Annotated in this window: 7 protein-coding genes; 5 read left to right on the top strand and 2 right to left on the bottom strand. The window is 47.4% G+C overall.

Annotated features, from left to right (window positions below):
* Positions 1-153 precede the first annotated feature (153 nt).
* The gene (locus tag V7D78_RS06900; RefSeq protein ID WP_333607708.1) at positions 154-1,974 is read right to left on the bottom strand and encodes a hypothetical protein; all 1,821 of its coding nucleotides are present in this window, start codon (positions 1,972-1,974) and stop codon (positions 154-156) included.
* A gap of 79 nt (positions 1,975-2,053) precedes the next feature.
* Complete coding sequence (locus V7D78_RS06895) at positions 2,054-4,627, bottom strand: hypothetical protein (protein ID WP_333607707.1); 2,574 nt, start codon at positions 4,625-4,627, stop codon at positions 2,054-2,056.
* A 416-nt stretch (positions 4,628-5,043) separates the two neighbouring features.
* On the opposite strand from V7D78_RS06895, the gene V7D78_RS06890 reads away from it, so the two are divergent.
* The 5 genes from V7D78_RS06890 to malQ all read left to right on the top strand — a co-directional run.
* Complete coding sequence (locus V7D78_RS06890) at positions 5,044-8,043, top strand: TonB-dependent receptor (RefSeq protein WP_333607706.1); 3,000 nt, start codon at positions 5,044-5,046, stop codon at positions 8,041-8,043.
* 83 nt (positions 8,044-8,126) lie between these two features.
* On the top strand, positions 8,127-9,635 hold the full coding sequence (locus V7D78_RS06885) for a tryptophan halogenase family protein (RefSeq protein WP_333607705.1): 1,509 nt from the start codon (positions 8,127-8,129) through the stop codon (positions 9,633-9,635).
* A gap of 108 nt (positions 9,636-9,743) precedes the next feature.
* Positions 9,744-11,159, top strand: coding sequence for a hypothetical protein (locus tag V7D78_RS06880; protein ID WP_333607704.1), 1,416 nt, complete (start codon positions 9,744-9,746; stop codon positions 11,157-11,159).
* A gap of 273 nt (positions 11,160-11,432) precedes the next feature.
* Positions 11,433-11,873 (top strand): helix-turn-helix transcriptional regulator, encoded by a 441-nt coding sequence (locus tag V7D78_RS06875; protein WP_333607703.1) that lies wholly within the window; start codon positions 11,433-11,435, stop codon positions 11,871-11,873.
* The coding region (gene malQ / locus V7D78_RS06870) for a 4-alpha-glucanotransferase (RefSeq protein ID WP_333607702.1) at positions 11,860-13,450 on the top strand (1,591 nt) is incomplete at its 3' end. The genes V7D78_RS06875 and malQ, both read left to right, overlap by 14 nt.

The raw sequence follows: 13,450 nt of genomic DNA, 5'->3' as shown, positions 1-13,450 counted from the left end.
CCAACCCGTGAGTACAACAGCCAACCATCTACCCTTTGTCTTGAAGTTTTGCATGTTGGAACCTTTTTAATTATGCTTATAAATGCATCAACCACTATAGTTGCTTTAGCTACAGATTTTTGATGAATACGAATGCATAACGCATATTGCTGCCTAACCTGCATGTTCTGCTAGCGCAGTTTGCACCCGCTGAATAAAGGCATCCAATTGCGGGTAATGTGGCTGCTGTAGTTGTACCTCGAGTAATAACTCCATGCTTTGTTGAAAGTGAGATTGCAAATAATACACATGCGCCAAATTTAATTTGTCAGACACATTGTCTGGCGTTAAAGGAATAGCTCTGCGGAAGTAGTAGCTCGCCAGCATCAACTCCTCCGCCTGAAAGTACAAATTAGCAGCCAAACTCATTACTGCCGGATGATAGGGCATAGCATCCGCCAGACTGGCGGCCAGTTTTGCAGCTTTAAGCCACTCGCCTTGCTGACGATAATGATTAAGCAACTGCTGCTGCAGCTGCACCCAATCCCCGCCCTGAACTCTTTTCATAATGAACGACGCCATCATCGCGTCAGCCTGCAACGGAGGTAGCGGATTTGCTTCCGATACAAAAGGATATTGGTTGACTAAGTTCGCTATTTTCAGTGTGGCATAACCAATATCTAACTCACTTAACAGCACATCTTGCCGGGCAGTAGTTAAACTGACTCGTTGCGTTGGCTGCCCCAGCAGCCCTGAACTTACTATTGCCTGATAAAATTGTTCGGCCAGTAAAAAATAACCATCTACATTCGGGTGTACATGTTCCAGCAACAGGGTATTGCCAATCAGTTGTTGTGCTGAGTGTTGCCGGAACGCCTGTTCAACCGCGACCTTGCTGACACCGGATTGCTGTGATAACTCAGCGACGACCTGATTAAAAGCTGATGGCGCACGAAATCTTAAGGTGTCAAAATCTCTGGCTTGTTTAAATGCTTGTTGCGCAGTGCTGACGTCGCCTTGCTGCAATGCCAGCAAGCCTGTTAAATAGTAATGGCCGGCTTTATCATTTTGCAGTCGGCGCCTTAACTCCAGGAGCTGCGACTCTGCTAGCTGCTGCTGGCTTAACTGCTGTTTCAACTCAGGCCAGTTTAGAAATTGCACTGCTGAAAAGGGTGGTAAATCCCGCTCATTACTAATCAAATCGCCCAACAACACCGGGATCTGCTGACGCTGATAATGTGTTAACAGCTGCTTCAGGTTACGCCGATACTGAGCCAGCCCTTTATGATATAAGGGACTATCCATTTCAATATGCTGGCCTGCAGCCACTTTAGCCATTAAGGTTTTAGCGGCACCACTATCAACAGTCAGCACCTCTGATGATGAGAATAACGTGCGTTCTAACAGTTGATACAACCGTAATTTTTTAAGACGGATCTGCCAACGGGTAATGGCGCCATTGCCTGCCGCAGAAATGGCAGACCCAACACCAAATACACCAAGGTATTCATTATGACCGGCGTAAATAAGCACTAAATCGGGTTGCACAGCAGAAATATCATGCGCCAAATCAAGCATGGTGTAACTGGTCACGCCAGCCATAGCAGTATTAATAATTTCGATCTGATGGTCGGGATACTCACGTTTAAAACGCTGCTCCAACATGCCTTGTAATGATCCCCAGCGACCATAAGGAAAACCGGCCGCAGTCGATTCGCCTTGTATCACTATCCGGAAACTGTTTGCCGGTTTACTGGCTTTGAACAACACTGTATCCGGACTGACAGCCGGAGCCTGTCCTGGCGGAAAATAACGCTTTATAACCTGTGGATTCGTTTGCAGATAGGCTTCATTGGCCGGGGAAGGAATAAATAACGGATATGCATCACCATAGTTAAGCAGCCGCAGAGCCCCTTCTGCTATCGCCAGTAACAAAAATGGCAAACACAAGGCAATCACCAGAAACAGCTGATTTTTTAAGCCAGACGCTTTCATGTATTTCTCCGGGTATACTTAGCTCAAAATAATAACGCCGGTCATCAAGACCGGCGTTATTATTGACTACTGTAATAACTTAATTTCCTGCAGGTTCAACTACCAGGGTCTTGGCCCGCTCGTTAAATATAAAGTTATATTCACCGGCCATCGCTGGGTTAATCGACAGGTTACCATTAGTACTAAACAGCTCTACTTCCTGGCCCACTGAAATAGCCAGGCCGTCATCCGTAGGTGCTCCCAGGTTAATGGTTGCCCAGTCATCCGTCGCCACTTTAAAGAACACGTTATCAGCGGCTAACATAATAGTACTGGAGTAAACATGACCAGACTCATTAGTGTTATCAACGCTACTGGTACGGAACATTAACTGATTAGCACTGCCCCAGCTATTCATGCCACCACGAATATAAATCGGCAGCTCTGATACTTTCAGTACCGGTCTTGCCGCAGCATAATTCAGTTCAAATAAATAAGAACTGGATTTATCCACCACAATACCGATATTACCGCCCACATTAGTCAGTGGGATGGCATTGTCATCTTCAGACATATCAAACGCGGCATAACCGAGATCAACAGTTGACCAGTCTTCACTGGCAAACTTGAACTGATATGCGTTTTCTGAAGCTTCCAGGCCATATAACACTGAGTAGGTACGACTGGCATCATCATATTGAATTTCATCCGAAGCCGGTGCGCCCCAGCCATTCAATGAACCACGAATAAATACCGCCACATTCCCCAGCGGCTTGCCTGGAATAACAGTAAATAGCGGCGCTTCGACATCAGACAAATCTAATACGAAATCATATTCGTTTTCATCGGTAACCATTAAACTTAGCGCGCCACCCTCTTCCTGCAGTGCATAAGGCTCATTTAACTGCAGCAGTGGATCTGCCCCGGCACCAACTGCAAAATCCGCTGCCGTGTCAGCTATGGTAATGCTATAGCTATCCGGTTGCAGGTTTACCCTGGCACTGAACTTGCCGGAACCACTATAAACCAGTTCCGTTGGCTCACCATCTATGGTCATCACAGGGAATACGGCTAATGGCACTTCATCAATTTTCAGCGTCACGGCTTCCGGTGTCGTCGCATCAACTACATATTGGTAAATAGTGTTTTCAGCCAGGGTAATAAACATATCCTGTCCAACACCATTACCTGCAGTCAACTCTACAGTTTTACCAACCCCTGGCAGCTCACCACCTTTAATACCACCAAAGGTTGAGGCTTCAGCCCAGTCCGCATCGGCCACTTTAAAACCATAATTTACCGTACCATCTTCACCGGCACTGGCGCCCGTCGGATGGTCTCCATAGCTCAGGTTTAAACGGAATTTGCCACTATCGTAACTAAACTGATTGCCGGTACCCCAGTCATTAAAGCCACCGCGAAGGTACAGTGTGGTTTCTGCCGGGTTGAACAGTGGGATACATTTAGAAGCAATTTCTTCCTGTCCCACACCAACAGCAACTGTGCCTGTCGGACACTGATTGTCTAGAGACTGGCCAACACAAAGCTCACCGGTACTGTCCAACTCGGTTCCCCAGCCGCAGGACTTGACTCCGCCAGCTGCAGCACCCAATAATGGATGCTGGTTAGCATAGAAATTACCATCGATGTTGTTAACCCGCACGCCATCCTGTAAGTAGGACATTTTATCCAGGTTAGCCAACACGCCAGCATTTGCTAATGGTAACCGTAAATCAGCTTCAGAAACACGTTTACTGCCAGTGACTCTGTTATACACGATAATGTTACCGCATTGATCCGGACTGTCTGCCAGATTCAATACCCAGTACATACCGTAGTAAGGGTCAATGCCTGTTGATGGCTTACCCTGTCCCCAATCGGTGGTGCTGTCATCTTTGTAAGCAGTACAGTTAGCATCGTTCCAACTGTGAATAGTTAAATCACGGTAGGTTTCGGTATTGTCACCATTGTCGACATGACTGGCCGAGCGATAAAAAATCGCCGCCTGCCCTGCAGGGGCAACAAAGCTTACTGCAGGCTGCACATCTGCTAATGGGTTATCCAAGGGCGTAATACAGCTATATTGACCTGAATCGTCCGGGATCTGATAATTCGGACAGGATGCTGGTGGTGTGTAGCAGACTTCCTGATTATTGTTACTGGCACTGAGACTCAGTTCAAAACCACGTTTGGCTTTGTTTAAACGCTCAGACTTACCAAGATAATCGGTTTTAGGTACTGAAGCAAACCAGCCATCAAACCAGGCATCAAAGCCATCACCAAAGATAGCTTGTTGGCCCTGATTAATTTTAAATTCGCGCGCTTCGGCTCTGGCAATGACCTGACGTGCTTCTTCCACTTTTGTTAATGGCAACACATCAAATAAATCAATACCATCAAAATTATAGGTATAGGGATTATAGGCTGCGTCATCAAAACTCAAGCCATCACGAGCCATAGCGGCATTTTTAAGCGCCGTTCTCTCAGCAAACGTTAACGGATAAAAGTCAGAATCAACTACCTGCACTATTTGTGGTGCCTGACACCACAAACCGGTTTTTGTACTGTCATCATAGACCACAGTTTTTTCGATGCGGTCGTCGCTGCCGCAACCATACAGCACTGCTGAGGTTGCCAGCGCCACCAGCGAAAGTGGCTTAAACTTAAGACTCATAACAAATAACTCCTTCAAACTTTGTTTGATTGTATTGTTGAGGTGCTATTTTTAAAATAAATGGACTCTGCGCCTTGTCATTCGCATTATCAGTATAAGTCGTTTGTACCCCGTTATGTGTGTGTGTCTGAAGCCTGTTGGGTATACAAAAAACCGGTCCTACTCTGTTGATAGAGACATCAACTTACTAAATCTAATCAACAGTTGGCCCCTTGTATAGAAAATAGACCAGAATATAAGCATGAATACGTATGCATCAGGTTGTCATCACTTAAGGGTGTGCATAAAGTTAGCAGTGTGTCTGTGTTGCCTGAAATCTGCCATCGCTGGCTGGTGCTTTGAAATAAATGTATTAAGTCCGTTCATCTGTAAGGGAAGTCTTCAAAACAACAACTATTAATGTTTGAGGAACACACATGAAAACGTTTAAACCCAGTGCTCTGACGCTGGCGCTAATGCTTGGTGGCTTAGCTATGTCATCTTATTCTGCATTAGCTCAGGAAATCGAAGAGCAGGAAAACGCTGAAGAAAGCGTCGAAGTTATCCAGATTAAAGGTTTCCGTCGCAGCCTTATCGAGTCAGTCAATGTAAAGCGCTACTCGGACACTATTGTAGAAGCCGTTTCTGCAGATGACATGGGCGCTTTGCCTGATGTCTCCATCGCCGATTCTATTACCCGTCTGCCTGGTGTCACGTCTGTACGCTCCAGCGGCCAGTCCAGCGAATTGAACATCCGTGGTTTGTCCGGTATTTTTGTATTTGCTACGTTAAATGGCCGTGAACTGGTGTCTAACCAGGGCGGGCGTAGTGTCCAATTCGACCAATTCCCAGCCGAATTAATTAACTCAGTCCGGGTTTATAAATCGCAAAAAGCCTCCTTACTGGAAGGCGGGGTAGCCGGTACTATTGAACTAGGTACTGTTAATCCATTAAATAACAGTGAAGACCATACCTTTAACGTACAGGGTCGACTGAGTTACAACGATATTGCCAGTGCTAACCCGGATACAGATGCTGTTGGTAATCGCTTCAGTTTTTCTTATCAGGGTAAATTTTTAGATAATACCCTGGGCCTGGGTTTAGGCTACGCCCGGCTGGACCAACCAAATATTTCAACACAATTTGTTAATTCCCAACCCAGATGTGGCTTGCTGCCGTTCGATGGAGCACCTGTTACCTCGCCGGTGGATTGCGATCTTACTGCTGTAGAGGGTGGTGCTAAACGTTATGTAGTACCCACCAGCTTTAATTTAAATGCCCGTGGTGGTAAAGAAATACGTGACGGTTTTATGGGTACCCTAACCTTTCAACCGGAAGGCAGCCTGACGGTGAAAGCCGATGCGTTCTACTCTAAGTTTGACTCCGAACGCAAAGACCGCGGTATTTTCTTCGATGGTTTAGGTACCTTGCTGGATGGTCCTACTTTCGAATTCACTAACCCGGTGTTATCAGGCCCTAACCAGGACGTTATAGTTGGCGGCCGTTACTGGGGTAACCGCAGTGGCAACCTGACGCAGGCACCATTGCCAGGTGGTCGCATCCCTTACGGTTTCCAGACCACCTCGGATGACCGTACCGTTAACAGCGAAGTTCTGTCACTCGGCACTAATTTCACTTGGGATCTGGACAGGCTAACGGTGTCTCTGGATCTGTCCCACTCTCAGGGCAAATCCTATTACCTGGATACCGTTGTGCGGATGGCACTGTTTGATGATGCCAGAGCCGCTTTCCCGTTAGCGACAAATAATTTTGATGTGTATTACGAGTTAAATGGTTTAACCCTGCCAACCATTATTATTGATTCGGCCTCAGCGGCAGGCTTATCCGACCCGAACCGTACCATGGTTACCGCACTGGAAAAGTATCCTAACCGCGAAAAAAATAAAGCCTCGTCAATCAAGCTTGATCTGCAGTACGAGCTGGACAATGAGATGTTCCCGACCATTGAGACTGGTGTGCGTTGGTCTGAGCGTACACACGACTTTGATCGTAATATGTACCGTTATGGCTCCAGTGATTTTCTGGGTGTTCGCAGTGGCCGTTGGGTTACCAGCTGGGATTTAACTGACCCGAATAACCCGGTGATCCGACAATCACATCCGCCATATCAGTTACAGTCAGGCGATTATTCGGTGATGAATCTTGGCGGGCGCTTTAGCCATTACCCCAACTTCTTAGCCATTAACAATGCACAAATTGAAAACGCCTGGCTAACCAGTCAGGGTGTCAACACAAGTGCCGGTAAGAGCTGGGATAACTCATGGACCTTCTTTGAATCTAATCTGGTCACAGAAGAGACAGTTTCTGCCTACTTGCAGGCCAATTTGGATACAGAGCTGGCAAAAAAACGTTTAACCGGTAATGTCGGCGTACGGGTGGTCAGATCCCAACAAAGCAGCACAGGTTTGCAAACTGCTGTAGTACCAGGCTCAGGCGACTGTATTACAGATGATTATAATATCACCAACTGTAATTACGATATTGTTGAACAAGGCATTACTTATACTGATGTACTGCCTTCGATTAACCTGAATTTAAGCCTGACGGATAATGATCAACTCCGTTTTGCCGCAGCTAAAGTAATGGCGCGTCCGGATTTACCGGAAATGCGGGTCAGCGGCTCCTGGTCTTTTGATGTAAATCCAATCACTAACCAGCGTGAAGCTAACCTTAATGCCAACTCCAGCCCGGCCTTAAAGCCATTTTATGCTTATCAGTATGATTTGTCTTATGAGCGCTATTTCACTGAAACTGAAGGCGCCTTTGTTGCCGCATTGTTCTACAAAGACATTCGCTCTATTGTGCAACAGTTTACGCAGGAACAGTTCGACTTCGCCAGTGCAAACATCGCAGTGCCAGCGGTTGATCCGGTTACTCAGGTGCCTGTAGTGCCAGGTGCTTACAGTGCCAAGTTTAACAATGGTGAAGGCGGTTATCTTCGCGGTGCAGAGTTAGCCTACACTCAAACATTTAACTTCCTGCCGGGCGCCTTTAAAGGCCTTGGTTTCAGTGGTAGTGTTTCATACACTGAAAGTGAGTTAAATAATTCATTTGCTGCAGTACAAGGCGGAATTGAAGAAACCTCTCCACTACCAGGTTTATCCAAGGTGGTGTGGTCTGGCGCGCTGTTCTATGACTATGAAGATGTGTTCTCTACCCGGGTCAACGTACGTTATCGCGATGACTACGTTGGTAATCAGGTCGCTTTAGGTCAGCTGCAACAAGCTTTTTTCAAAAGCGAGTTGCTTGTTGACTTCCAGGCGTCTTACCAATTTAACGAAAACTATCAGGGCGTGTTCTCGGTCAGTAACCTGACGGATGAACCGAACATTTCGTACTTTGGAGCTCAGTACAATACAGGTACTTTGCAATATTTTGGCCGTCAGTTTTACTTAGGTGTTAACGCTAAGTTCTGATGCTAAAAAGCCTTAAAAGCTGCCGACAGTTTGCGGCAGCTTTTTTTTTGGTACATTATCTGAAACCTTGATAAGGGATAACTATGTATGCAGCGCCTTTGAAGCATCTGGTCATTGTCGGTGGTGGTTCAGCAGGCTGGATGACAGCCGCCATGTTGTCATCGCAACTGGGTAACAGCGTTCAGCTTACTCTGGTTGAGTCTGACGATATAGGTACCATTGGTGTTGGCGAAGCCACTATACCACCGATAAAGCGCTTCAATATGATGCTGGGTATCGATGAAAACGAGTTTTTACGTCAATGTAATGGCTCGATAAAACTCGGCATTCAATTCGAAAACTGGGCAAAGCCCGGGGATAGCTATTTTCATCAGTTTGGTCGCTTTGGCCTGGACTTTGATTATATTCCTTTCCCATATTTCTTTTTTAAAGCCCAGCTTGAGGGGCATAAATTGCCCATTCAGGAATACTCACTCGCCTGGCAGCTGGCTAAACTGAACAAATTCACACCGCCTTCGACTGACCCCAGGTCAATTTTCAGTGGCTATGATTATGCTTATCATTTTGATGCCAGCCGGTATGCCGGTTTCTTAAGGCGCTATTCAGAAAAACGAGGCGTTGTGCGGCAAGAAGGTAAGATTACTGCTGTCACCCAACACCCCATGACAGGCAATATCAAAGCATTAGTTTTAGCAGATGGCAGTACGCTCAGCGCTGATTTTTTTATCGATTGTTCAGGCAGTCGGGCACTGTTATTAGGTGACACACTGAAAGTTGGCTTTACTGACTGGCAGCAGTATTTATTAAACGACAGTGCTGTTGCGGTGCAAACCACACTGACCGAGTCGATCCGGCCTTATACCCGATCGATTGCGCATCAGGCAGGTTGGCAATGGCGCATACCATTACAAACACGTATGGGTAATGGCAATGTATTCAGCAGTGAACATCTTAGCACTGATGCCGCCCAACAGATGCTGTTAAACGATGTTAGCGGCACGCCGCTGAATGACCCGCGCTTGATCCGATTTAAAACCGGCCATCGTCATCAGTTTTGGCATAAAAACTGTTTGGCTATTGGCCTGAGCGCAGGGTTTCTCGAGCCACTGGAATCGACCAGCTTACATCTAATCCAGCGTGGCATTATGCGTTTTATCAGTTTATTTCCCGGCATGCAGATGAATGACGCCGTGATTCAGGAGTATAACCAGTTAACTCAGGCGGAATACCAATACATCAGAGACTTTATTATTCTGCACTACCATGCCACAAACCGTGAAGACAGCGCCTACTGGCAATACTGTAAACACATGACTCTTCCTGATAGCCTGTCAGAGCGCCTGGCGCTGTATCGGCAATATGGCCACTTAAGAGCCGAAGATAAAGATATCTTCAAACAAGAAAGCTGGGTTGCTGTACTGACTGGCCAACGCACCTTACCAGCAGAACTTGCGCCTGTGATGCAGGCTAAACAAGGAGTTGATCTTGATAAAACCTTAACTGCCCTGCGCCAACAGCTGCAGAGTTATGCCAGTAGCGCTTCAGGCCATGAATTTTACCTGAGTAAATATTGCCCGTTTAAACCTGACTGACAATAAATCAGCTAGCCGCGAAAACCAGTCTAAAGTTAGGCTTTTCATTCGCGGCAACTCAGGCTATTTTATGCAACTTAATTGCTTAATAGCTATCTGGGCGCCATTGTGAAAAAAGCTGCATCGCAAGACTCCACTTTTGTGCGCAAACTTGACCGCTTGCTGGCGCAGCTATACCACCCCACAGCGCCTTCGCTGTATCAGCAAGTGCAGCAGTTTTATCAGCAAGGCCAGACGCAACATTTGCAATATTTGCATTTAGAGCAAGCCTGGCAGCAACACGGCAACACTGTAGATAAGAATAGCAGTGTCAAAGCACGTGAAGCCTACTTAGATGCTCAGTTGCACGACGAGCGGGCACGGCAAAGTCGCTGGACACTGCTGTTAGATATAGCTGAGCAGCTGTTACATTTGTCTGAAGGCCAGCAAACAGCGGATACACTGACCTTTAGCGCCCGCATTCTGGGCTGTTTACAAATTACCGCCAGTAGCGAAAAACGCCAACAACTATTAATGCAGTTTGCTTATAAACCCTTGTACCGGGCGGTACTTAGCCTGCGCTTACTGGACCATTTGCTGCAACATCAGCAATTATCCGAACCCACAGTGCTTGAGGCTTACCAGCAGCGTCAGCTGCATAACCCAGAGCAATGCCCTTATCGTCAGCATATTCAGCTGCCCTTAGTTATCACTATTTTGTTACAGGATATGGGGCAACTGCATCCGGTAGCTATGCAACTTCTTACCGGCGAGCATAAACAATATGATTTAAGCCGCTCGCTGACCCCCGTCGAGCGTCAGCAATTTCTGGCGCTCTGTCAGCGAGCCAGCCAGGATATGCTAAAACAGGGGCTGGGGTTGTTGCCGGTAAAAAGCAATAAACGCGAAGAGCGCGAGCAAGCGCTTGAGCAGCAACAACACCGGCTTCATTGGTTAAGCCAGATGTTGAACCAACAAATACCCGCACTTATTGGCGTATTAAAAGTACCTCAGGTATACAGTTCTGTGGTATTGCCGGGGCGGCAGCGTTTTAATTATCAGTCACTGCCTAAGGCAGCTCTATTAATGCGTGATGGTGCTAAACGCGGTGAATACAGCGGCCGTATGGTGGACCAGTTATTGCGCATCACCGGTTTGTTTCCACAAGGTTATGGTGTGGTGTTTACACCGCTAACCTCAGAGAATAAGCCACAGCAACGTTACGAGTTTGCAATTGTTAACGCCCTTTACCCATCCCGGCCAGAGCAGCCTCGCTGTCGGGTAGTAAGCCGCCAACAGCAATACCGCAACACGGGCCAGGATATTAGCCTTGATGTGCGCTACAACCTCTACTTTAAACCCGCCAGGCTGCACCTAGAAGTGCTGCCCGAACAGCGGTTAAAAGAGCTACTGGCGCTGCTGTACACCGACAGTGAAGAACGCTACCTGCGTAAATTACTGCCGCGTTGCTGGCAGCCGCGGCAGTTTTTCAACGATCCCACTCATCAGAATCTTTGGCAAAATGCTTTTTTAAAACAGAACTGATATAACCGCCTCAATTGCTATGAACCTTAGCTAGTTTTATGAATACGTATGCATAAGCCACAGCGCAAAGCTTTAATATATATATTACATTCAATGGCTTACTGAAAAATATTCTGCACTGCACCCCGTTAACTTCTGTACTCCTCTGTTTTTGTCACTGCATACGTATGCAGTAGGTTTAATAATCACCCGCCGTTGTTTTATGCTTATAACATTTATTGGCAGCCTATAGCAAAAGCGGTTTTGCTGGCCTGCCTTAGCCGGAGCAAATCTATGACTTTAGCCTTTTACCGGCCGGCCGCTGCCTCTAGTGGCCTTGCTGCCTCGGCCTTACCGCAACTGGCCTTGCTACAGGCATATATTGCCCAGACACTGCCGGCATCACCACGGCTAACCGACGCTGCTACCGCCTTACATATGAGTAGCCGCAGCCTGCAGCGTTTATTACAACAAAGCCAATGCACTTTCCGCGGCTTAGTGGCGCAGTGCCGCCACCAACTGGCTAAACAGTATTTACGTCAACCCGTGCTGAGTATTCAGCAAATTGCTATTGAATTAGGCTTTGAAGAACAAAGTAGCTTTCAAAAAGCGTTTAAACACTGGCAAGGCTGCTCGCCAGGCCTATACCGGCAACGATGCAGCCAACATACTCATGCCCTGCCTGCAAAGGGGGCACCTTCAGCCAGTTTACAGGTGACCTATGGAACCAATTAAGCAACTTGCCAGCCTGGCAGGTTTGCAACAAAGCTATGTACATGCTCAGGGTCATACAGAGGTTATAGCGCTTGAGCATCAGACAGCTTTGCTCAAGGCCATGGGCTTTGATTTGAGCTGCCCCAATGCTATTGCTCAGCACATTGATCAGCTTCACAACCAACCATGGCAGGAAGTGCTGGCACCGGTACTGGTGGCGCCACAAGGGCAAGCTATTACTGTCCGGCTGCAATTACCCGCTTCCGGTGCCAGCAGCCACTGGCACTGGCAGTTAATGACTGAAGAAGGCCAGGCCTTTAGTGGTGATGTTACGCTGAGTGCCGCCGACGTTATTGAGCGGCACACTGTGCAAGGTGTCAAGTATCTGGTGTTTGCACCGCACATCAACCTGCCCTTGCCAGAGGGTTATCACCAATGGCAATTCAGTGACGGCCAGCAACAGCATCAGCAACGTTTAATTATTACTCCAACCCGCTGTTACCAACTACATGATCAGGCGGTGTTACACAAAACTATGGGCCCAGCTATTCAACTTTATGCGCTTCGCTCACACCTTAACTGGGGTATCGGTGATTTTGCTGATTTAAAAAATTTGGTAACACCATTAAAAGCTCTGGGTAATGATTTTATTGGCCTAAACCCGTTGCATGCGCTGTATCCCGGCCTGCCGCAAGATTGCAGCCCCTACAGCCCAAATAGTCGCTTATGGCTCAATACTCTTTACGTGGCACTAGAGCAGTGCCCAGAATTTGCCGAATGCACTAGCGCGCAGCAGCTACTGCAAAGTCAGTCTTTTCAAAGCCGTTTACAACGCTGCCGGGCCGCCGCAGAGGTCGATTATCATGCTGTGAGCAACCTTAAAGCAGACATGGCCGCGCTGTTATTTCAGCACTTTAAACAGCAGCATCTGGCCAAGCAAACAGAGCGCGCAGAGCAGTTTAACCAGTTTATCGCACAAAGCGACCCCAGCTTAATGCAACTGGCACGTTATCAGGTGTTGCAGGCCTTCATGTTTCAACGCGATATGCAGCTGGCTTGCTGGCAAAATTTCCCGGCCGAATATCAGGATCCGAACAGTGTTGCCGTGCAGCAGTTTGCTGCTGAACACCATGACGCCATTAACCAGCAGTTGTATCTGCAATGGTTAGCACAACAGCAGCTGGCCGAGGTAAAAACCCACTGCCAGCAGCAAGGTATGGCCATAGGCCTGTATTGCGATGTGGCCGTAGGCGCCAACAGCAACAGTGCGGAAAGCTGGGCAGCACCTGAAGATTTTCTGATGCAACTGAGTGTTGGCGCACCACCTGACATTATGGCGCCCAAAGGCCAAAATTGGGGTTTACTGGCGTTTAACCCTAAGACATTACGCCAGAAAGCTTACGAACCCTTTATTCAGCTGATCCGTGCCAATATGCGTTATGCCGGTGCCTTAAGGTTAGATCATGTGATGGCACTGTTACGTCTGTGGTGTTGCCCACCGGGCGCCGATGCCACAGCTGGCGGCTATATCCGTATGCCGGCGGATGATCTCTTTGCCATTATGGCATTAGAAAGTCAGCGCAATCATTGCATAGTCA

Source organism: Arsukibacterium sp., assembly GCF_036735525.1.
In the GTDB taxonomy this organism is placed as follows: Bacteria; Pseudomonadota; Gammaproteobacteria; order Enterobacterales; family Alteromonadaceae; genus Alishewanella.
This window is presented reverse-complemented; position numbering and strand designations above follow the sequence as displayed.